The following is a 20292-nucleotide window of genomic DNA, read 5'->3' as shown; positions in this document are numbered from 1 at the left end:
ACGCCGTTTTCAGCGCCGAAATCGGCGCGTGCTGCTACTTACTCGGGCTGGTTCCGGCGGACGACGACGGCGGCAGCCGCGCCGAGCACGAACAGCGCCGCCGCTGCGGCTACGGGAACGAGGAACGCCGCCGAGTATCCGCTGCCCTGCGCCAGCTGGCCCGCGACCGAGGAACCGAGCGCCGTGCCCGCGACGATGCCGCTGGCCAGCGCCGTCATCACGGTTCCGAGCCTGCCCGCCGGCGCCACAATCCCGCTGATGGCAAACACGGTGACCATGACGGGTCCCACGGGCAGTCCCAGCACCAGCAGCACCAGGACCATGGCCCAGCCGTCGCCCGGCAACAGTAGGAGCGTCGACAGGCCGGCCATGACCGCGGCGCCGGCCAGCCAGCGCGCAGCCAGGGTGAAGCGGGCCGGCCAGTAGGCCACGGAAACGGCGGCAGCTGCAGAGCTGAGCCCCATGACCGCATACAGGAGCCCGGCGACCTCGGACGTTGCAAACGAGGCAGAAAACGAACTGAGGGCGGCCTGGGTGGAGCCGAAAAAGCTGCCCATGCAGACCATGGCCAGCACCGGCAGCGCCACGGCGGCGACGGCGGCGAACCCCGCCCGGCGGGCCTGGCTTTGGCCGGCCGTGCGATCAGCGGTGCTGCGATCGGCGGCCCTGCGTTCGACAGTTTTGCGGGGAACTGCTTTGCGGGGAACTGAAAGATGCGTACGGTGCACGGCGAAGGCCGGCACGAGCGTGATGGTCAGTGCCGCGGCGAGGGCCAGCGGGAGCCACGGCGCGACCAGACTGGCGAGGATACCCACGAGGGCCGGGCCGAGGACGAAGGTGAGTTCGTCGGCCGTGCTCTCATAGGACAGCGCCGTGTCCAGGTCCGTGCCGCCGCCCCTGCGGTTTACGGCCGACGTCAGCGCCATCCAGCGGACCCGCGCCAGCGGGCCGACCTGGGGGCAGCTGACGCCGGCGACGAAGGCCGCCGCGAGGACGGGGACAGTGCCGCCTCCTGCACCGGTCACATAGGCCGTGGCGATCAGCGCGAGGACGGCCAGGGCGTTCAGGATGGCCGAAACCACGAGGACCGGGCGCTGGCCGAAGCGGTCCGCCAGGGCGCCCAGGACGGGGGCGCCGATGGCCGATCCGATGCCCACGGCTCCGGCGGAGGTTCCGCCGACAGCATACGATCCGCTGACGGAGGTGACGAGCGTGAGCGTGCCGACGGTCAGCATGGCCAGCGGCAGCCGGGCGAACAGGCCGAGCGGGATAAAGCCCCTGCCCGCGAGTTCAGGCAGCCGGGAGTAACGGCTTCGCGAGCGGGCCGGCGGCGAATCGACGGACATTTCGCCGGCGCCGGCGGGAGAGTGCTGTGATGGAGACTGCCGTGAAGGTGAATGCTTCGAAGGGCGCTGTGGCGCCGTGGAGGTGCTCATGTATCCGGGCTCGTTCAGTAGTGCGCATCGTCCCTCCTCCCGATGCGCGCGACCCGGTAACCATTAGATTCTACTGGACCGGCAAAGCTACTGCCCGCACGGGCATCACGCGGCGGCCGCTGTGTCTGAGACGTGCAGGGTGGACCCGTTGCGTCCCTTCACGACCTGAAGCTGAGTGCCGATCCGCTGCTTCATCTCCGCCACGTGGCTGACCAGGCCGACCACCCTGCCGCCGTCTCGCAGTCCCTCCAAGGCGTCCATCACCTGTTCCAGCGCCTGCTCGTCGAGGCTGCCGAACCCCTCGTCGACGAACAGGGTCTCGATGTCCACGCCGCCGGCCTCCTGCTGCACGACGTCCGCGAGGCCCAGGGCGAGGGACAGCGAAGCCATGAATGACTCCCCGCCGGACAGCGTGGAGGTATCGCGCCGCTGGCCGGTCCATTCGTCCACTACCTCCAGGCCTAGCCCGGACTTTGCGTTCCTCGCGGCCCTGGCATCCGTGTGCTGCAGGGTGTACCGCCCGTCGCTCATGGCGACGAGCCTCTCCGACGCGGCAATGGCCACCTGTTCGAGCCGTGCGGCGAGCACATAGCTGTTGAGGCTCATGCGGTAACTGTTGTCACCGGCGCCGCGGGACGAGTCCGCGAGAGCCGTCAGCAGCTCGGCGCGTTCCTGCGGCCCCCGGCCAGCCTCCGCAAGGTCCTCGTAATCGCGTCGCAGCCGGCCAAGGGAACCGGAGCTTTGCAGGGCGAGTCCGGCGGCCAGCGCCACGTCCTTCGCAGTCTTCTCCGCCTGGTCCGCGTCGGCCCGAAGCCGCTCCAGCTCCCCCGGCTCCGTTGCATTGCCGGATTCGCGTTCCTTGCCGGCCAGAATGAGTTCTTCACTGGCGAACAACTCCTCCAGCCGGGCCAGTTCGTCGTGCCCGGCACGGACTGCCGCATCCAGCCGCGCCGACTCTGGCGGCGTCAGAAGCGCCGCCTGCGCATCGGCGGCGGAACCGAAGCCCGCTTCCGGCAGAGCACCGTCCAGTTGGCCCTGGGCGTCGGCCAGCCGGGCCGCGGCCTGGTCCAGTTCGGCACGGGCCGAGGATGCCCGCTCCAGGACGTCGATCGTTGCCCCGATGCCGCCGCAGCGGAGGCCGAGGCTACCGTAGCCGGCCCGCAGCGCAGCCAGTGCCGATTCCAGCGTGGCCGCCTGCTGTTCGACTTCCGCCATGGTCGATTCGGTCTGAGCCAGGCCCGACATCGCCTCCACGCGCGCCCGCTCCGTGGAGTCAATACGGTCCGCAAGCTGCGCCTGCCGCGCCCGGCTCTTCGCCAGCTCAATCTCAGCGGCAGCGGCCTCGGCCGCCGCTTCCGCTGCGGTTTGGGCCGCCTTGCGTGCTTCGGCGGGATCAGTGTCGCCGCCCTGCCCGGCCAGCACGGCGACCAACTGCCGCGCGGCGGAGAGCTCCGCGTCCAAGGCGGCGAGCGCCTTCTCCGCCCGCTCAAATTGGGCCTTGGCCTGTTCCTCTTTTTCGGCAAGTCCCAGTGCGGATTCAGCGGTTGGAACCGGCGCCGGATGCTCCGCACTGCCGCAGACCGGGCACGGCTCGCCATGCTCCAGGCGCGCTGCGAGCTCTGCTGCCGCGTTGGACAGGCGCTCCTCCCGGACGTCAAGCCACTGCGTGCGCAGTTCCTGGTGTTCTTCCCGGCCCCGCAGATGGCGCTCTGTCGCGGCCGCACAATGCACAGCCGCCGCCCCGTAGCGCCGGACAACGTCCACGAGTTCGTCGGCCGCCGCGGCTTCCTTGGTGCGGAGCACGGATTCGCCTGCCAGCAATTCCAGCGGCTCAAGGCCCGGCTGCAGCCCTGCCATTTCTGAGCGCAGTGAGAGTAGGGAGGTTGCATGGGCCTGGATGGCGTCCGAAAGCCGCTGGTGCTCCCCTGCGAGCCCGGCTGAACGGGACCACAGGCCCGCCAGCCGGTCCTCATCCGCCAGGCGTTCGTTCACCACCGCAAGCAGCGACCGCAGCCGCCCGAGCTCGGCGGTGACGTCAACGGCGGAGGAGTCGGTGCCGGCCAGTTCGGCGTGCTCGCTGGCAGCCCGCTCCACCCCTGCCGCGGCACGCTCCACGGCCTCGGCCGCACGCGTCACGAGGGCGTCGGCCGCCGCCACGGCCTTCAGATGGCCGCCGAGGATCTCGGCCTTGCGGTGCTGCGACAGCCTGGCAGCGGTGTCCTCGAGCGCCGAACCAGCCGCCGCAGCGTCGGCTTTCCGGCGCAGCGCGGCGGCCAGCTTCAGCCGCCTGCCCTCGCGCGCCAGTTCCTGATCACGACGGGCTGTGCATTCCCGGTGCAGCGCCTCACACGATTCAGCCTCGGCGGCCAGCGCCGAAGCCTTGGCCGACGCGGCAGATTCGAGCCACGCGAGCCGATCCCCGGCGCGGCCGGCATCCGGGGCGCCGGTCATGTCCAGGTCCATTGCCGCGGCTTCGGCGTCGGCACGTGCCACGATCAGCGCCAGCTTGCCGTTGTGGCCTGCCACCTCCTTGGCGGCATCGGCGGCCTTGACGGCCAGTTCCCGCTCGACCGCCTCGAAGCGCTCGGTCCCGAATAGTTTCTGCAGGAGTTCCAGGCGGTCCGAGGCCTTGGACCGGAGGAAGGCCGCAAAGTCCCCCTGCGGGAGCATGACCACCCTGGTGAACTGTTCCCTGTCCATGCCGAGGATGGCAGCGATCTCGGCTCCGGCTTCGTCATTCCTGCCGGATTTTTCAACCCATTCGCCACCCACCCGCTCGCGCAGGAGCGTCTTGGCCTGCTGGGTGGTGTACCCGTTCCGGCCACGCGCGCTCGGCTTCTCCCAGGCCGGTGAACGGGAAACTTCAAACCGCCTTCCGCGGGCGGAAAACTCGCAGGTCACGCGGGGCTCCGTGGCGGACTCCGCGTGATCGCTGCGCAGCCTCTTGCCGTCCTGCCTCGCCCCGGGCACGGATCCATACAGCGCATAGCAGATGGCGTCCAGCACGCTGGTCTTGCCGGCGCCGGTGGCTCCGTTGAGCAGGAACAGCCCATGGCCGCTGAGCCGGTCGAAATCGACCTCCTCGGTGCCGGCGAACGGGCCGAAGGCACAGATCTCCAGCCGGTGGATCCTCATAGAGACACTCCCTGCAGGCGCACGGTTTCCAAGGCTTCGGTCAAGGCGGTCCGCTCCGCCTCGCCGGGTTCGCGGCCACGGACATGTTCCAGGAACCCGCAGCAGACCGAGAGATCGTCCTCCGCGGCGGCGAGCCGGCTGCTGTAACTGGTCTTGGCGGAGGCCGGCGCGCCTTCGGGATCGAACCCGAGTACGAGCGTGTCCGGGAACCGCTTCCTGAGCTTTTCCATGGCCTGCGCAGGCCGCTGGGCGTCCGTAATGGTCACCTGGCAGTATGCGTCTTCCGCCCACGCGTGGTCAGCCGACTCGAGCATCTCGGCGATGGTCCCGCGAAGGACGGCGAGTTTCCGCGGCGCCTCCCACAGCACCTCCTGCACGGACGTTACGCCGGCCTCACCGACATCGATGAGCCAGGCGCCCTTTTGGTGCTTCGCTTCGGAAAACGAATAGGCCAGCGGCGAACCTGAATATCGCACGTCCGGGGTGAGTGCCTGCCTGCCGTGGAGGTGGCCCAGCGCGGTGTAACTGAAGCCGGCAAATAGGTCCAGCGGAACGGCGCCGACGCCTCCGATGCTGAGGTCACGTTCGCTGTCCGAGCTGATGCCGCCGCTCGCGAAGGTGTGCGCCAGAACCACCGAATGGACGGTCCGCGACTCGCTGCGTGCGGCCAGGTCCGTGCGGATGCGCTCTGTGGCGGCACGCGTGACCTCAAAGTGGCTGGCCGTCGCGACGCCGAGTTGATCGGCCACGAGCCGCGGTTCGAGCCAGGGGATGCCGTAAATTGCCAGGGCGGGGCCCTGGTCATCGTCGGGTCTGCTCCCCAGCGGCAGCACCAGTGGCACATCCAGCTCCTGTAGCCGGGTCCGCAGGTGGACGCCGCCGCGCTCCAGCAGCCTTGAGGCAAAACCGAGCCTGATGGCGGAGTCGTGGTTGCCGCTGGTCAGCACCACGCGCGCCCCGGCGTCCGTCAGCCGGACAAGGGCGTCGTCCAGTAGCCCGACGACGTCCACGCCGGGAAGGGCACGGTCGTACACATCGCCGGCAATGAGGACCACGTCGACGGAAAGGTCGCGGACCCGGGCGACCAGCTGGTCGACAAAGGAGCGCTGGGCATCGAGCATGCCAACGCCGTGGAAGGACCGGCCCAGATGCCAGTCGGAGGTGTGCAATAACCGCATATTCTTACGCTATCCGCAGGCACTGACAGTATTGCCGCACCGACCCGGCGCGTCCGGAGACACGCCCGGGCGGTGGTCCGTCCCGGCCGTCAAAAGGATGTGCTGCTTACTGCCGGCGCTACTTGCTGCCCGGGCCGTCGAAAAAGTCGCGGGCTTCGTCCCGCGGCCCAGCGGCACGGTCTCCGGCAGACGCCGGTCCGGCCGCGCCTGACGCTGCGCCGGGTACTGCGGGCGCGGCGCCGGCGGGTACGGGTGCTGCGCCGGCTGCTGCAGGCGCCCCGCCCTCCGTGGCGGAAACGCCGCCGTCGAACTCGCCGTCGAAGTCGTCGCCGGCGTCAAGTGCGTCCGCGGTGTCACCCTCGTCGATGACCGGATGCGCCACAGCGGTGCCCGCTGCGGCGCTGCTGTCGGAGAAACCCCGGAAGACCAGGCCGGCGATGGCGGCACCCACCAGCGGGGCCACCCAGAAGAGCCAGAGCTGTTCCAGCGACCAGCTGTTGCTGAACAGCGCGGAGGCCGTGGCACGGGCGGGGTTGAACGGCGCGTTTCCGATGGCCTGCCCGAACTGCAGCAGCACGGCAAACGCGAGGCCAACGGCGAACGGGGCCGCTGCCGCGTGAACGTTGCGCCGCGCCGTGGTGCCGAGGAAAACAGCGACCAGGAGGGCTGCGCCCAGGACTTCGGCCAGCAGGACGCCCGCCATGGGCGTCTGAATGACGGAATGTTCGCCGAATCCGGCGGTCACGGTATCGAACGCCGCCCGGGTGTCGGGAATGTTGGGGACGGTGCGGAGGATGCCGAAGAGTGTCAGGGCGCCGGCGGCGGCGCCGATGAGCTGCGCGCCGATGTAGGCGGCGGCGTGGGCGGCGCGGATCTTTCCTGCCACGAAGCTACCCAGCGTGATGGCCGGATTGAACTGCCCGCCCGAGATGTATGCGAAGGCCAGCATCGCGGCCGTCACGGCGAGCCCGCCGGCCAGCGATGCCGGCAGCGGATTCGACTGCGGAAGCGTGAAGAGCGGAACGCCCAGTCCGGCGATCACCAGGAACAAGGTTCCGAACGCTTCGGCCCCCAGCCGGGAAACGAGTCCGGGCCGGAATCCGCCGTCACCGGCGGAATTCAGCTCGGGGTCGGTCGGGGGTGCGGACGCAGGGGTGGTCATGTTCAGGAATTCCTTTGTTTCGGTGAGCCGGTGAGACCGGCACCTGCGGGAGTCAGCCCCTGCATTCTGGCAGGCGAGTCTGGACGGTTGCTGAATGCGAGCTTAGCGCCCCGGGGAGCGGCCGTTTCCCTTGGCGATCGTCGCCGAGTGAGCGTGCCACGGTCCCGGGGAGCGGCCGCTGCGCTCTCCCGCCGGGCCGGCGGGTAAATTTGGTGGCATGAGCAATGTTCCCGGCGCTACCGCGCTGCCGTCCCCGGCGTCCCGTATCCATGGCTGCCTGCTGGGCGGCGCGCTCGGCGACTCCCTCGGCTACGCCATCGAGTTCGATTCCATCAGCGCCATCCGCGGCCGCTTCGGCGCGGCCGGGCTCCAGGGCTTCGAAGCGCTCGACGGCGGGACTCACTTCTCCGACGACACCCAGATGACGCTCTACACAGTGGACGGCCTCGTCGAAGCGCTGGAATGGGCCAACTCGGGCGTGGGCGCGGACGCAAACGCCTGCCTGTGGCTGGCCTACCTGCGCTGGCTGGACACCCAGGGCGTGCCCGCCCCGGAGCAGGCCCCCAGGCCGCAGCCGCGCTGGATCGACGAGCAGCAGGTGCTCCGTCACCGCCGGGCGCCCGGCAACGCGTGCCTGAGCGGGCTGGCCACAGGCGAGATGGGCACGGTGTACCGCCCGGTCAATCCGGATTCAAAGGGCTGCGGAACCGTGATGCGCTCGGCTCCGTTCGGGCTCATCCCCCACATCCCGGCCGAATCCGTGTACAAGTTGAGCACGGACGCAGCGTCCCTGACGCACGGTCATCCGTCCGCACGCCAGAGCGCGGGGGTCTTCAGCCTGCTGATCCATTCCCTGATCCAGGGCCACAGCCTGCCGGAGGCAGCGCAGGCCGCCGTCCGCCGCGTGGAGGCGGATGCCGAGGCAGCACCCGAACTCCGCGAGCGCCTTGCGGCAGCACTCCGCCTCGCCGGCGCAGCCGACGACGCCGATGACGCCGGCACCGGGGCGCGGCCCGTGCTCAGCCCGGAGGACCTTGTCAGCGAGCTGGGCGAGGGCTGGGTGGCGGAGGAGGCTCTCGCCGTCGGGCTTTACGCGGTTCTTGCGACGGCGCCCGGCGCCTCGCCTGCCGGCTCTTCCGCCGACTCCGCCGCAGGACAGCCGGCGGCAGATCCTGTGGAGCACTTCAAGGCCGCGATCGCCCTAGCGGTCAACCACAGCGGTGACAGCGACTCCACCGGATCCATCGCCGGCAACATCCTGGGGGCGCACTACGGCGAGGAATGCCTGCCGGCCGACTGGCTCAAAGCACTGGAAGCGCCCGAGGTGATCCGCGGCATGGCCGGTCAGCTGGTGTCGGTTACAACTGCCTGAGGCTCACGTTGTTGCAGGCTTCGCAGACGTCCTCCGGGATCATCCCGCGGCGCTGCAGGAATCCGAAAATCACGCAGCCAAGGCAGAATCCCGCGAACGCCTCCAGGGACGCAGCGACGATCAGCACGGCCAGCAGAATCCATGCCGCCGGGGCAAAGCCCGCCAGCAACAGCGCAGCTGCACCGGTGGACACCGCGGCGCCGATCCCCTGCGCAAACCGTTTCGGCGGACCGGGAACCAGCTTGGCCCGTCCCATCCGCGGGGCAAGAACCTTGACGGACAGGAGCGCCAGCGGGGATATCCGGGGGCCGAAGAGCACCCGGAGCCAGAACCCGGCGGCGATGATTGCCAGGCCCCAGCCGAAGCCGGTCAGCAGTGTGGCCAGGGCCAGCACCACTACCAGGCCGGCTGTGATCCTGGCCGCATATTCATTCACCGGGTTGGGGAAGGCAAACAGTGCCCACCAGTCCACCCCTGCCGGCGCGGCGGTTCCGGACGTACGTGGCGCGCTCTGTCTGCTCATGGAGCAAGGCTAGGAGCGCACGGAGGCGCGCGAAAGCTTTATTGCGCCATGTGAACGGGAGCCCCGCCCACCATCTGCAGGAATTCGCCCTCGGAGATGACCTCGATCGGCTGCCCGCGGTCGTGCAGCTCAAGCACCCGCCTGGCCTTTCCCGTCAGCCGCCCGGACCGCAGGTCACCGGCCACGAAGCCGTCACCCACCACCAGGACGCTGGTCCTGGCGGTGACCCGGCTTTCCGGACGCGCCCCCATCTCAGCGGACCGCTCCTTGGCTTCCGGCCGCGGTGTGGCCAGCTGGCCGGTGAACACCACGGTCTGGCCGAAGAGCGGATTGCCGGGTTCGGCATCCGGATTCGGCTGGGGATTGTCCCCTTCCTCGGGCCATCCGCTACGGAAGGGGCGCACGGCTACGGTGCCGCCCAGGGCGGCAAGCGCCGACCGCGTCGGTTTCGAGAGGTCGTCGTGGGCAGGGTGGAAGGCAGGCTGCTGCGGCAGCGAAAGTCCGAGTGAGAGATACAGCTCCGCGATGCTATTGGCCTGGTTGCGGGACGCAATGTCGATCAGGATGCCGGCGCAGGCCCGGGCGTCCTCGGCAGCGTCGTGATGGTTGACCAGCGGCACACCTGCCTCTTCGGCGGCGAAGGGCAGAGAATTCGAAACCAGTGAGTAGCAGCGCCGGGACAGCATCACGGTGCAGACATAGTCGTAGGCGGGCCCCGGTAAGCCCGAGACCTCCAGGCCGGACCGGATGACGCCAAGATCGAAGGCAGCATTGTGGGCGGCCAGGATGTCGCCGCCGATGAACGCTCCGATCTCCGGGAACAGTTCCCCGAAGCGGGGCCGGTCCGCCACGTCCGCCGGGCGGATCCCATGCACCCGGACGTTGTGATAGTCAAAGGCGTCGTGGTTCTCCGGCGGGCGCATCAGCCACGAGGCCTCCTCGACGATGACACCGCCGCGGACCTTGCTGAGGCCAACAGCACACGGGGATCCGCGGAAGCCGTTGGCGGTCTCGAAGTCGATCGCCGTAAAGTCCAAACTCACGGGGACAACTGTAGCGCCGCGGAACGCCAAGGACCGTCAAGTACCCTTGAGAAGTGAACTTTAATGCAATCAGCGACTTTGCCGTGCCCGCACTGGGAGGAGCCGGACCGGTCCAGCCGCACCTGGCCTCCTTCCTGCCCGACTGGCTTAACCCGCAGGTTTTCCTCGCCGACCCGGCCCTGGCGCCGTGGGTGGTCCTGCTGGTCTGCGGGATCATTTTCGCTGAGACCGGGCTGTTGGTCGGATTCTTCCTCCCCGGTGATTCCATGCTGTTCACCGCCGGCCTGCTCGTGGCCACGGACACCATCAAGTTCAACATCTGGCTGTTCGCCGCGCTGATCATCGTGTCCGCCATCGTCGGAAACCAGGCGGGATACCTGATCGGTTCCAAGGCCGGCCCGGCGATCTTCAACAAGCCGGATTCGCGGCTATTCAAGCGCGAAAACGTGGAAAGCGCCCACAACTTCTTCGAGAAGCACGGCGGCAAGGCACTGATTCTTGCCCGCTTTGTGCCCATCATCAGGACGTTCGTTCCGGTCATCGTGGGCGTGGCCCAGATGGACAAACGGAAATTTTTCCTCTTCAACGTGATCGGCGCGCTCCTGTGGGGCGGCGGCGTGACGCTCCTCGGCTACCTGCTGGGTGACAAGGTTCCGTGGGTCCGGGAGAACCTGGACATCATCTTCATCGTGATTGTCCTGGTTTCGGTCATTCCGATCGGCATCGAAGTGCTGCGCGGCGTCGCCGCCAAGCGCCAGGCCTCCGCCTTCGGCACCGATCCGGTGGAGGAATTCATTGAGGAGCACGAGCCCGAGGCCGAGCGCAAGACGAACCTCGACCACTGATCCCAGGTTCCGTTAGTCAGGAAAGGCACCCCCACGGCCGTGGGGGTGCCTTTCACGCAGTTGGTGCCGTCTGCTGCTCTCAGCGCCGGCTGAGGGCTTCCACGATGGCCGGCAGCAGGGCGCGGAACGCCTGGCCGCGGTGGCTGATGGCGTTCTTCTCCTCCGGGCTCAGCTCGGCGCAACTCCGGTCCAGCCCGAGCGGCTGGAGCACGGGGTCGTAGCCGAAGCCCCCCTCACCGCGCGGCTCCCGCAGTAGCGTTCCCGTGAGCTGGCCGTATTCCACCACCTCGCGCGCCCCGTCCTCGGAGGCCGACGCCGGAACCGCCAGCGCCGCCGCACACACGAAGGCGGCGCCGCGGTGCGGGTCCGGCACGTCCGCCAGTTGGGCCAGCAGCAGCCGGAGGTTGGCGGCGTCGTCCCCGTGCCGCCCTGCCCAGCGGGCCGAAAAAATACCGGGGGCACCGCCCAGCACGTCCACCGCGAGACCGGAGTCATCGGCGATTGCCACCAGTCCGGTGGCCTCGGCCACCGCGCGCGCCTTCAGCAGCGAGTTTTCCGCGAAGGTCACCCCCGTCTCCACGACGTCGGGACCCCCGACGGCGGACGCGTCCACCACCTGCGTGTCGACGTCGAGCCCGGGAACCTGCCCCCGCAGCAGCTCGCGCAGCTCACGCAGCTTTCCCTTATTGTGCGTGGCCAGCACCAGCCGGGGCGCCGGGGCCCCGGTTCCGCTCCCGTTTACAGGGCTGTCTCCGTTCACGGAGCTTCGGCCAGGGTCTCGCGCTGGATCGCGGCGAGCTGCTCCGTCCCCAGGAGTGCCAGGTCCAGCAGCTTGTTGAGCTCATCGCGGTCGAAGGGAGCGCCCTCGGCGGTTCCCTGCACCTCCACGAACTTGCCGGATCCGGTCACCACCACGTTCATGTCCGTCTCGGCGCGGACATCCTCGATGTACGGAAGGTCCAGCATGGGGATGCCGTCGATGATGCCCACGGACACGGCGGCGATGGTGTCCACCAGCGGCTGGGCGTTCCGGGCGATCATCTTGTTTTCCCTGGCGAAGCGGATGGCTTCGGCGAGCGCCACATAGGCGCCGGTGATCGCCGCGGTCCGCGTGCCGCCGTCGGCCTGCAGCACATCGCAGTCCAGCACGATCGTGTTTTCCCCAAGGGCCTTGGTGTCGATGATGGAGCGCAGCGAGCGCCCGATCAGCCGTGAGATCTCGTGCGTGCGGCCGCCGATCTTGCCCTTGACCGACTCGCGGTCGGAGCGGGTGTTGGTGGCCCGCGGCAGCATGGCGTACTCGGCGGTGACCCACCCGCGGCCCTCGCCCTTGAGCCAGCGGGGCACGCCCTCGGTGAGGGAAGCCGTGCACAGCACCCGGGTGTTGCCGAATTCAATCAGGGCGGATCCTTCCGCCTGCTTGGACCAGCCGCGGGTGATGCTGATGGGGCGGAGCTGGTCCGGGGTGCGGCCGTCGGCACGGATGACGGGGGCAGTGGTTGCTTCGGAAGTCATGCCATTAGCTTATCGATTTATCGGCAGCCGGCTGCCGCCGGGGCACAGCGCAAGGGCGGCGCAGCGTCAGACGGCGCAGCCCGGGACCGCCGGCCCTAGACGGTGTAGTGCACGCCGGCGACCGCGACGGCCACATCACCGGCGAACACGGGGCGCGCCTCGGCCATGACCGTCGTCGGAGACGTCCACACCGGAATGTGGGTGAGGAGGAGGCGGCGGGCGCCCGCCACGGTGGCGGCCTCCCCCGCCCGTTTGCCGGTCAGGTGGACGTCCTTGATGCCGTCGTCGCGGCCTTCCTCGAAGGCTGCCTCGCACAGGAAGAGGTCGGCGTCCTTCGCCGCCTCCTCCAGTCCGCGGCACGAATCGGTGTCGCCGGAATAGGTCAGCACGCGCGTCACGGCGGCCCCGGACGCATCCGGCTCGGTCACCTCCACGCGCAGCGCGTAGGCCTCCTCCACCGGGTGGTTGACCGCGAACGGCGTCACGGTGAAAGGTCCTACCGAGACGGACTGGCGCTCGGCCCAGTTGGTGAAGTCGAATTCCTCGTGCATGCCGGGGTCCAGGTCAAGGCCGTACGCGGTGGCCATCCTGTCGGCCGTCGCTGCCGGACCCCACACCGGAATCCGTCCGCGGCCCCAGCCGCCCGGCTTCCAGCGCACGGCCACGTGCAGGCCGCACAGGTCCATGCAGTGGTCCGGGTGCAGATGCGTGAGGAAGATCGCATCGATATCCTCGAGGTCCGTGTAGCGCTGGATGGCCCCCAGGGCTCCGCTGCCCAGGTCCATGACGACCTTCCAGGTGCGTTCGCCGTCGTTCGCCGTCAGCAGGTAGCAGGAGGCGGGCGAACCGGGGCCGGGGAAGGACCCCGTGCAGCCGACGATCGTGAGCTTCACTGTCCGGAACCCCCGGTCGCGTGGCCGCTGCCGATACCCTGGCCCACGAAATTGGAGATGCGGGGCCGCGCGGCCGTGCCCTGCGCGGCGGCGATCATTTCCGGCGTGATCCGGGCCAGGCTTCCGGTCGGGTACTGTGCCGCGACGTGGTCGACGTGGCGGACGCTGAGCACCTCTGGCCCCAGGAACCTGCGCGCGAGGGCTTCAAACTGGCCTGCGTCGCCGGTCGCGATGAAGTTGTGTTCCGGCGGCGCGGCGGCGGTCCGCTCCAGGCCCCGGCTGGCCAGCGCCCGGTAGACGTCCTTGGCGGTTTCCTCGGCGCTCGAGACCAGCGTGACGTCCTCGCCCATGACGTAGGAGATCACGCCCGTCAGGAGCGGGTAGTGCGTGCAGCCCAGGACCACGGTGTCCACGCCGGCCGCCTTGAGCGGTTCGAGGTACTCCGCCGCCACCGCGAGCAGGTCCGGGCCCGTCGTGATGCCCGCCTCCACATAGCTGACGAAGGCCGGGCAGGCTGCGGACGTGATCTGAAGGTCCGGCGCCGCGGCGAAGGTGTCCTCGTACGCCCGCGAACCGACTGTGGCGGAGGTGCCGATCACTCCCACCCGGCCGGTGCGGGTCGCCGCCACCGCGCGGCGGACGGCCGGCTGGATGACTTCGATCACCGGGATCCCGTAACGGGCGGTGTAGCGTTCGCGGGCGTCGCGGAGCACCGCCGCCGACGCCGAGTTGCAGGCGATCGTGAGGAGCTTGACGCCGGAATCCACAAGTTCGTCCATGACGCCCAGGGCGTTGGCACGCACCTCGGCGATCGGGAGGGGGCCGTACGGCCCGTGGGCGGTGTCGCCCACGTAGAGGATGGACTCGTTGGGCAACTGATCGATGATGGACCGTGCCACCGTGAGCCCGCCGACGCCGGAGTCAAAGACCCCGATCGGCCGCGATCCCAGATTGATGCCAACGGCCGTTGCGGACTCCGCTGCAGCGACTGCTGCCGGATCCATGCTCGATGCTGAAGTCATGATTATTCGAGGATAGGTCTTCCGTGTGGGTGCGGCCATCACATTGTGGCGTCCGCCTCATGTCTAATTTGTCACACCAGCGCCGAGTGCCCGCTGCAGGGGCCCACGGATCAGGGCCGTGATTCCATGGCTTGCAGCATGGCCTGGACCAGGGATTCCTGGAGCCAGGTGGTGAAGTTGTACACGAGGGCGAGGTAGCTCTCCACGTCTTCCGCCTGCGACCAGTCCTGCATCTGGTGGACGTGGTCGGCGTCGGCCTCGTCCTGGATGTCCAAACGTTCGGCGAGCACCAGCCGGACGTCGTTGAGCGCCATGGACCAGTGCCTGGCGTCCGCGTCAGCCAGGACCAGTTCGTCCTTGTCCAGGTCCAGCGCGGCGGCGCGGAGCGCGCCGATCTTGGTCTCGCGCAGCGAGCGTTCGGTGAGCTGCCGGAACTCCAGCGAGGCGGCGCCGTCGTCCTTCATGACGTTGGGCAGCAGCCGCCGGAGGGCGCGGTCCGAGGGTTCGCGGACGTCCATGTCGAGCCCGATCAAAGCGGTGAGCGGATCCTGGCTGCCGCTGTCCCCGGGCTCAAGCATCGACACGACGTCGTCGAAGAGGCTGCGCAGCAGTTCCCGCTCGGCCGGCTCCAGGAAACCGGTAATGCCCTTGAGTCCGTATTTGAAAGCCTTAGCCACGTTTCCCCTTGCCCTTGCCCGGGCCGCCGCTCTTGCCGCCCCCGCTGTTTCCGCCGGTGGACTTCTCGACCGTTGCCCACAGGCCGTAGCCGTGCATGGCGACGGCGTGCTGTTCCACCTGTTCCTTGCTGCCGTGGGCAACAATGGACCGGCCCTTCTTGTGGACCTCCATCATGAGCTTGTTGGCTTTGGTCTCCGAATAGCCGAAATAGCTCTGGAAAACGTAGCTGACATAGCTCATGAGATTGACGGGATCATTCCAGATCACGAGGTTCCAGGGGATGTCCGGGGCGGTCAGGGTGTCGGTGGACACCGCTGTTCCGGTCTGGGTGCTCTCCTGGGTGTCAGGGCCGAGCGCAACGCTTAGGGTCATCTGTCCATTCTATGGGGATGCGCACTAGAGTGATTTTGTGAGTACCTCCGCCAGCTGGGACCAGCCACGCACGTCCCTGTTCACCGACCACTACGAGCTGACTATGCTGCAGGCAGCGCTGCATTCCGGCGCTGCGCACCGCAAATCGGTGTTCGAGGCCTTCGCGCGCAGGCTCCCGGACGGCCGCCGCTACGGCATCGTGGGCGGCACCGGCCGGCTCCTGGACGGCATTGCGGCATTCCGGTTTGGCGACGCCGAACTCGAGTTCCTGGGGCGCACCGGCGTGGTCAACAAGGAGACGCTGGACTACCTGGCCGACTTCCGCTTCACCGGGGACATCTGGGGCTACGCCGAAGGTGAGGCCTACTTCCCCAACTCCCCCATCCTGATCGTCGAGTCGACGTTCGCGGAGGCCTGCATCCTGGAGACCTACGTGCTGTCCGTACTCAACCACGACAGCGCCATCGCCTCGGCGGCGTCCCGGATGATCACCGCCGCCGGCAACCGGCCCTGCATCGAGATGGGCTCCCGCCGGACGCAGGAGGAGTCGGCCACGGCAGCCGCCCGCGCCGCCGTCATCGCCGGGTTCGCCAGCACCTCCAACCTGGAGGCCGGCCTCCGCTACGGGATCAAGACCGTGGGCACCGCGGCCCATTCCTTCACACTCCTCCACGACACTGAACGCGACGCCTTTGAGGCGCAGGTCGCCTCCCTGGGAGCGGGCACCTCGCTGCTCGTTGACACGTACGACGTCGAAACGGCCGTCCGCACGGCCGTTGAGATCGCCGGGGACAAGCTGGGGGCTGTCCGGCTGGACTCCGGCGACCTGGTGGAGCAGGCCCAGTGGGTGCGGCGCCTGCTCGATGAACTGGGCAACGAAAACACCCGGATCATGGTCACCTCGGACCTGGACGAGTTCGCCATCGCAGCCCTTCAGTCCGCTCCCGTCGATGCCTACGGCGTGGGAACATCCCTCGTGACCGGCTCCGGGGCCCCCACCGCGAGCATGGTCTACAAGCTGGTCAGCCGCACCGATGACACCGGGGAATTCGTGTCCGTCGCAAAGACGGCCAAGAACAAGGCAAGCAAGGGCGGGCGCAAGTATGCCCTCCGCAGACTCAACGAGCACGGCACGGCCACCCACGAAATCGTCGGCGTCGGCCACCGTCCGGTTGACGACGGCGACGACCGGCCCCTGCTCCAGCAGTTCATCAAGAACGGAGAGCTGCTGCCGGGCTGGACAGGCCACGAGGGCGTGCTTCGCGCCCGCCAGCGCCATGCCGACTCAATGGCGGAGCTGCCGGCGGTCGTCCACCGCCTGCAGCGCGGTGAACCGGCCATCCCCACCATCTACGAGGAGAACTGATGTCACGTGCACTGATCATTGTCGACGTCCAGAACGACTTCTGCGAAGGCGGCGCGCTGCCGGTCGACGGCGGTGCGGCAGTGGCGGGCGCCATCAGCGAGTATGTCGAGGCGCATCACGGCCAGTTCGATCACATCGTGGCCACCCAGGACTGGCACATCGATCCCGGCGCCCACTTCTCGGAGACTCCGGACTTCAAGGACAGCTGGCCGCCCCACTGCGTCGCAGGGTCGCAGGGTGCCGAGCTGCATCCGGACCTTGACACCGAACACATCCAGGCCTATTTCCACAAGGGCCTCCACACCGCCGCCTACTCCGGCTTTGAAGGACTCCTGGCGCCCGAGGACGCCGTCCCCACCGGGGACCGGAAGCCCGGCGCCCTGCCCTCGGCCGGGGACCCGGACTACGCTCCCGAGGAAGACTCCATCGGGCTTGATGACTGGCTCCAAAGCCATGACGTCGAGGATGTCGTGGTGGTGGGGCTGGCCACCGATCACTGCGTGATGGCAACGTCCCTGGACGCGGTACAGGCCGGCTACTCGGTCACCGTGATCAAGCGGCTCACGGCCGGAATTGCCGACGACCTTGATGACACGTATGCCGAAATGGAACTGGGCGGCGTCGACCTCGAATAGCCGGCGCCCCGGCCGCGGGACCGGACGACAACAGGAAAGGCGGGGCCGTCTGAGGCGGCCCCGCCTTTCCTGCACACAATGTCTTTTAGGCCTACTTCCGGCCGACGAACCAGTCCTGGAGCTTCTTCAGCCGGGACTGGAGCTGTTCCTCGTTCGCCTGCGCGACCGGAGGCCCGCCGCAGACCGTCCGCAGCTTCGTGTGGACCACGCCGTGCGGCGTCCCGGTCCGCGCCGACCACGCGGCCACGTTCTTGGCCAGCTCGTTGCGCAGCTCCATCAGCATCCGGTGGTCCGGGACCGCCGGGGCCGCAGGCGCGTCCGCCGGAGCCAGGCGTTTCTTGCGGCTCTGCTGCTCGTGCTGGCGCTGGCGCAGCAGGGTGCCCACCTGCTCCGCATCCAGCAGGCCCGGAATGCCCAGGAAATCCAGTTCGTCCTCGGAACCGATGTCGCCGCCGGTGCCGAACTCACCGCCGTCAAACAGCACACGGTCGAAGCTCGCCTGGGAATCCAGTGCCTCGAACTTGCCCTTGGTCAGGCTGTCCGAGGCCTTGTCCTCCCGGTTGGCTTCGTCCATCAGCGAGTCTTCCGGATTGAAGAGACCGTCCCCGTCCTCCTTCTCCGGCCGGTCCAGGGCATGGTCCCGTTCGGCTTCCATGGAGTTGGCCAGCGCCATCAGCTGGGGCACCGACGGCAGGAACACCGACGCCGTCTCTCCCCGCTTCCGGGCACGCACGAAGCGGCCCACGGCCTGGGCGAAGAACAGCGGGGTCGACGTTGACGTCGCATACACGCCGACCGACAGCCTCGGAACGTCAACGCCTTCGGACACCATGCGGACCGCCACCATCCACCGTTTGTCGCTGGCGGTGAATTCCTCGATCTTGCTTGAGGCCTTGGCATCATCGGAAAGGATCACCGTGGGTGATTCCCCCGTGATCCTCTTCAGCTGCCCCGCATACGCCCTGGCGTCGTCGTGGTCCGTGGCGATCACCAGGCCGCCGGCGTCGGGAACGGAGCGCCGGACTTCACTGAGGCGCTTGTCCGCGCCGGCCAGCACCGCGGGAATCCACTCGCCCGTGGGGTTCAGGGCTGTCCGCCATGCCTGGGACGTGACGTCCTTGGTGACTGCCGCCTCTCCCAGGGACGCGGCCATCTCCTCGCCCCCGCTGGTGCGCCAGCGCATCTGCCCCGAGTAGGCCATGAACATGACAGGGCGCACCACGTGGTCCCGCAGGGCGCTGCCGTAGCCGTAGGTGTAGTCCGCCTTTGAACGCCGGATGCCGTCCCTGTCCTCGGCGTACTCCACGAACGGGATGGGCGAGGTGTCCGAGCGGAACGGCGTACCCGTCAGGGACAGCCGCCGGGCGGCAGGATCGAACGCTTCGCGGAGTCCGTCGCCCCACGACAACGCCTCGCCGCCGTGGTGGATTTCATCGAGAATCACCAGGGTGCGGGCGGCTTCCGTCTTGGCCCGGTGCAGCATCGGCTTGCTGGCCACCTGCGCGTATGTCACGGCGACGCCGATGAACCCGCGGCCGTGCTGGCCGTCGGAATTCTTGAAGTTCGGATCAATGGCAATACCCACCCGCGCCGCGGCGTCAGCCCACTGCCGCTTGAGGTGGTCGGTCGGGGCGACGATCGTCACCCGGTTGACCGTGCCGGCTTCGATGAGCATGGACGCCACCCGCAGCGCAAAGGTGGTCTTGCCGGCACCGGGTGTCGCAACGGCCATGAAGTCGCGCGGACTGGTGCTGAAGTAGCGGTCCAGGGCCTCCTGCTGCCAGGCGCGCAGCTTCGGGGCGGTTCCCCAGGCTGCACGTTCCGGATAAGCCGGAGGCAGAGTGGGTCCGCCGAAGAGTGTCTCCGTCACTACTTGTTGTTGCCTGAGTCCCCGCCGGAACCCTTGCCGCCGTCATTTTCGGGCCGCAGGCCGTCGTAAACCTCTTTGCACATGGGGCACACGGGAAACTTCTGGGGATCCCGCCCCGGCGTCCAGACCTTGCCGCACAGGGCGATGACCGGCTCGCCGGAGAGCGCGGACTCCATGATCTTTTCCTTGCGGACGTAGTGCGAAAAGCGTTCGCGGTCCCCGGGCTCCACTTCCTGGCGCAGTTCCTCGCGCTCAATGGTTGCAGTGGACGATCCGGCTCCGGAAAGCTCACGCATGGGGTCGTTCTCGAGAGGATCCGTCATGCTAGTCATGCCATCCATCTTAGCCGTTCCGGACGGCGGGCACCGGACGCCGGGACACGCCGAGGCAGCGGCGCCCGGCGGCGGTCCAGGGCGCTAGAGGCCCTGCCAGGCCGGTTTGTGGTCGTACGTGTGGCGGTAGTAGTCGGCGAGTTTCAGCGACGACGCCGCCGCTTCGTCCACCAGGATGCTGGCATGGGGATGGAGCTGAAGGACCGACGCCGGGCAGATCGCGGCAACGGGCCCTTCCACGAGGTCATGGACGGCCTGCGCCTTTTGGGCGCCGGTGGCCACGAGGACCGCGTGACGCGAATCCAGGATGGTGCCGAGCCCCTGCGTCACCACATGATGCGGCACCTCATCGAGGTTGCGGAAAAATCGCGCGTTGTCCCGGCGTGTCTGTTCGATCAGGGACTTGATGCGCGTGCGCGACGCCAACGAGGAGCCTGGCTCATTGAAGCCGATGTGCCCGTCGGTGCCCAGGCCCAGAAACTGCAGGTCCACTCTCCCGCGCGCCCGGATTGCTTCCTCGTAGGCCCGGCAGGCAGCCGGAATGTCAGCGGCATTGCCGTCGGGTCCGAGGACGTTTTCCGGGTCGATGTTGACTCGGCTTGTGAAGTCGCGGCGGATGACTTCGCGGTAGGACTCGGGATGGCCGGGGGCCAGCCCTACATACTCGTCCAGGGTAAATCCGTACGCCCTGCTGAAGTCCAGGCCGGCCTGTTCGTGGCGCCGGGCCAGTTCGTCGTAGACGGGAAGGGGCGACGAGCCGGTGGCGAGTCCCAGCACGGCATCGGGCTTGCGCCGCAGCAGGGTTTCAACTGCGTCCGCCGCCAGGGAGGCGATCTGTCGCATGCCCGGAAGGATGACGACCTCCATGGTCACGGCCTTTCCTCGTCCCTGCCCTTTACGTGCCTAGTCAATCAC

The 20292-nt window shown here is 68.4% G+C and carries 19 protein-coding genes; 4 read left to right on the top strand and 15 right to left on the bottom strand.

Annotated elements, in window-relative coordinates; all coding sequences use genetic code 11:
- Nucleotides 1-38: 38 nt before the first annotated feature.
- The 4 genes from ABFP37_RS04770 to ABFP37_RS04755 all read right to left on the bottom strand — a co-directional run bounded on the left by ABFP37_RS04770 (nt 39) and on the right by ABFP37_RS04755 (nt 6911).
- Nucleotides 39-1346, bottom strand: a complete 1308-nt coding sequence (locus ABFP37_RS04770) for an MFS transporter (RefSeq protein ID WP_347032870.1) — start codon at nt 1344-1346, stop codon at nt 39-41.
- Between the two features lie 195 nt (nt 1347-1541).
- On the bottom strand, nt 1542-4571 hold the full coding sequence (locus ABFP37_RS04765; protein ID WP_347032869.1) for an SMC family ATPase: 3030 nt from the start codon (nt 4569-4571) through the stop codon (nt 1542-1544).
- The gene (locus ABFP37_RS04760; RefSeq protein WP_347032868.1) at nt 4568-5749 is read right to left on the bottom strand and encodes an exonuclease SbcCD subunit D; all 1182 of its coding nucleotides are present in this window, start codon (nt 5747-5749) and stop codon (nt 4568-4570) included. The genes ABFP37_RS04765 and ABFP37_RS04760 overlap by 4 nt, the downstream gene beginning before the upstream one ends.
- A gap of 118 nt (nt 5750-5867) precedes the next feature.
- Nucleotides 5868-6911 (bottom strand): aquaporin, encoded by a 1044-nt coding sequence (locus ABFP37_RS04755; protein WP_347032867.1) that lies wholly within the window; start codon nt 6909-6911, stop codon nt 5868-5870.
- 217 nt (nt 6912-7128) lie between these two features.
- On the opposite strand from ABFP37_RS04755, the gene ABFP37_RS04750 reads away from it, so the two are divergent.
- Entirely contained in the window at nt 7129-8283 is a 1155-nt protein-coding gene (locus tag ABFP37_RS04750; RefSeq protein ID WP_078026678.1) for an ADP-ribosylglycohydrolase family protein, read from the top strand.
- Here the strand turns inward: ABFP37_RS04750 and ABFP37_RS04745 are convergent.
- Nucleotides 8270-8806 (bottom strand): DUF4395 domain-containing protein, encoded by a 537-nt coding sequence (locus tag ABFP37_RS04745; RefSeq protein ID WP_347032866.1) that lies wholly within the window; start codon nt 8804-8806, stop codon nt 8270-8272. The genes ABFP37_RS04750 and ABFP37_RS04745 overlap by 14 nt on opposite strands.
- A 38-nt stretch (nt 8807-8844) precedes the next feature.
- Nucleotides 8845-9849: an exonuclease domain-containing protein gene (locus tag ABFP37_RS04740; protein ID WP_347032865.1), complete on the bottom strand. Its 1005-nt coding sequence runs from the start codon at nt 9847-9849 to the stop codon at nt 8845-8847.
- 53 nt (nt 9850-9902) lie between these two features.
- On the opposite strand from ABFP37_RS04740, the gene ABFP37_RS04735 reads away from it, so the two are divergent.
- On the top strand, nt 9903-10694 hold the full coding sequence (locus ABFP37_RS04735) for a VTT domain-containing protein (protein WP_347032864.1): 792 nt from the start codon (nt 9903-9905) through the stop codon (nt 10692-10694).
- Nucleotides 10695-10773: 79 nt separating this feature from the next.
- On the opposite strand, the gene rdgB is transcribed toward ABFP37_RS04735, so the two are convergent.
- The 6 genes from rdgB to clpS all read right to left on the bottom strand — a co-directional run bounded on the left by rdgB (nt 10774) and on the right by clpS (nt 15174).
- Nucleotides 10774-11454, bottom strand: coding sequence for an RdgB/HAM1 family non-canonical purine NTP pyrophosphatase (gene rdgB / locus ABFP37_RS04730; protein ID WP_078026681.1), 681 nt, complete (start codon nt 11452-11454; stop codon nt 10774-10776).
- Nucleotides 11451-12209: a ribonuclease PH gene (rph, locus tag ABFP37_RS04725; RefSeq protein ID WP_078026682.1), complete on the bottom strand. Its 759-nt coding sequence runs from the start codon at nt 12207-12209 to the stop codon at nt 11451-11453. The genes rdgB and rph overlap by 4 nt, the downstream gene beginning before the upstream one ends.
- A 95-nt stretch (nt 12210-12304) precedes the next feature.
- Nucleotides 12305-13102, bottom strand: a complete 798-nt coding sequence (locus ABFP37_RS04720; RefSeq protein ID WP_078026683.1) for an MBL fold metallo-hydrolase — start codon at nt 13100-13102, stop codon at nt 12305-12307.
- A complete protein-coding gene (gene murI, locus ABFP37_RS04715; protein ID WP_347032863.1) occupies nt 13099-14124 on the bottom strand; it encodes a glutamate racemase in 1026 nt (341 codons plus the stop codon). The genes ABFP37_RS04720 and murI overlap by 4 nt, the downstream gene beginning before the upstream one ends.
- Nucleotides 14125-14234: 110 nt before the next feature.
- Nucleotides 14235-14801 (bottom strand): DUF2017 domain-containing protein, encoded by a 567-nt coding sequence (locus tag ABFP37_RS04710; RefSeq protein ID WP_078026684.1) that lies wholly within the window; start codon nt 14799-14801, stop codon nt 14235-14237.
- Complete coding sequence (gene clpS, locus ABFP37_RS04705) at nt 14794-15174, bottom strand: ATP-dependent Clp protease adapter ClpS (protein ID WP_347032862.1); 381 nt, start codon at nt 15172-15174, stop codon at nt 14794-14796. Before clpS ends, ABFP37_RS04710 begins: the two co-directional genes overlap by 8 nt.
- A 37-nt stretch (nt 15175-15211) precedes the next feature.
- Here clpS and ABFP37_RS04700 point away from each other — a divergent pair, with 37 nt between their 5' ends.
- Together ABFP37_RS04700 and ABFP37_RS04695 are read left to right on the top strand one after the other, a co-directional pair.
- Nucleotides 15212-16540, top strand: coding sequence for a nicotinate phosphoribosyltransferase (locus tag ABFP37_RS04700; protein WP_078026686.1), 1329 nt, complete (start codon nt 15212-15214; stop codon nt 16538-16540).
- On the top strand, nt 16540-17175 hold the full coding sequence (locus ABFP37_RS04695) for an isochorismatase family protein (RefSeq protein ID WP_078026687.1): 636 nt from the start codon (nt 16540-16542) through the stop codon (nt 17173-17175). The genes ABFP37_RS04700 and ABFP37_RS04695 overlap by 1 nt, the downstream gene beginning before the upstream one ends.
- Before the next feature lie 91 nt (nt 17176-17266).
- Here the strand turns inward: ABFP37_RS04695 and ABFP37_RS04690 are convergent, their stop codons facing one another.
- The 3 genes from ABFP37_RS04690 to nagB form a co-directional block, all read right to left on the bottom strand.
- Nucleotides 17267-19045 carry a DEAD/DEAH box helicase gene (locus tag ABFP37_RS04690; protein WP_078026688.1) on the bottom strand — a complete coding sequence of 593 codons (1779 nt, stop codon included), beginning with the start codon at nt 19043-19045 and terminating at the stop codon, nt 17267-17269.
- A complete protein-coding gene (locus tag ABFP37_RS04685; protein WP_347032861.1) occupies nt 19045-19377 on the bottom strand; it encodes a DUF3039 domain-containing protein in 333 nt (110 codons plus the stop codon). The genes ABFP37_RS04690 and ABFP37_RS04685 overlap by 1 nt, the downstream gene beginning before the upstream one ends.
- Nucleotides 19378-19461: 84 nt before the next feature.
- Nucleotides 19462-20244 carry a glucosamine-6-phosphate deaminase gene (gene nagB / locus ABFP37_RS04680; RefSeq protein WP_347032907.1) on the bottom strand — a complete coding sequence of 261 codons (783 nt, stop codon included), beginning with the start codon at nt 20242-20244 and terminating at the stop codon, nt 19462-19464.
- Nucleotides 20245-20292 lie beyond the last annotated feature (48 nt).

This window comes from Burkholderia sp. RS01 (assembly GCF_039748055.1).
Taxonomy (GTDB): domain Bacteria; phylum Actinomycetota; class Actinomycetes; order Actinomycetales; family Micrococcaceae; genus Arthrobacter.
This window is presented reverse-complemented; position numbering and strand designations above follow the sequence as displayed.

Bases quoted from the DNA above. Each gene is read 5' to 3' on its own strand.
- ABFP37_RS04770 (WP_347032870.1), bottom strand. From the start codon at position 1,346: ATGTCCGTCGATTCGCCGCCGGCCCGCTCGCGAAGCCGTTACTCCCGG.
- ABFP37_RS04765 (WP_347032869.1), bottom strand. From the start codon at position 4,571: ATGAGGATCCACCGGCTGGAGATCTGTGCCTTCGGCCCGTTCGCCGGC.
- ABFP37_RS04760 (WP_347032868.1), bottom strand. From the start codon at position 5,749: ATGCGGTTATTGCACACCTCCGACTGGCATCTGGGCCGGTCCTTCCAC.
- ABFP37_RS04755 (WP_347032867.1), bottom strand. From the start codon at position 6,911: ATGACCACCCCTGCGTCCGCACCCCCGACCGACCCCGAGCTGAATTCC.
- ABFP37_RS04750 (WP_078026678.1), top strand. From the start codon at position 7,129: ATGAGCAATGTTCCCGGCGCTACCGCGCTGCCGTCCCCGGCGTCCCGT.
- ABFP37_RS04745 (WP_347032866.1), bottom strand. From the start codon at position 8,806: ATGAGCAGACAGAGCGCGCCACGTACGTCCGGAACCGCCGCGCCGGCA.
- rph (WP_078026682.1), bottom strand. From the start codon at position 12,209: ATGACTTCCGAAGCAACCACTGCCCCCGTCATCCGTGCCGACGGCCGC.
- murI (WP_347032863.1), bottom strand. From the start codon at position 14,124: ATGACTTCAGCATCGAGCATGGATCCGGCAGCAGTCGCTGCAGCGGAG.
- clpS (WP_347032862.1), bottom strand. From the start codon at position 15,174: ATGACCCTAAGCGTTGCGCTCGGCCCTGACACCCAGGAGAGCACCCAG.
- ABFP37_RS04695 (WP_078026687.1), top strand. From the start codon at position 16,540: ATGTCACGTGCACTGATCATTGTCGACGTCCAGAACGACTTCTGCGAA.
- ABFP37_RS04685 (WP_347032861.1), bottom strand. From the start codon at position 19,377: ATGACTAGCATGACGGATCCTCTCGAGAACGACCCCATGCGTGAGCTT.
- nagB (WP_347032907.1), bottom strand. From the start codon at position 20,244: ATGGAGGTCGTCATCCTTCCGGGCATGCGACAGATCGCCTCCCTGGCG.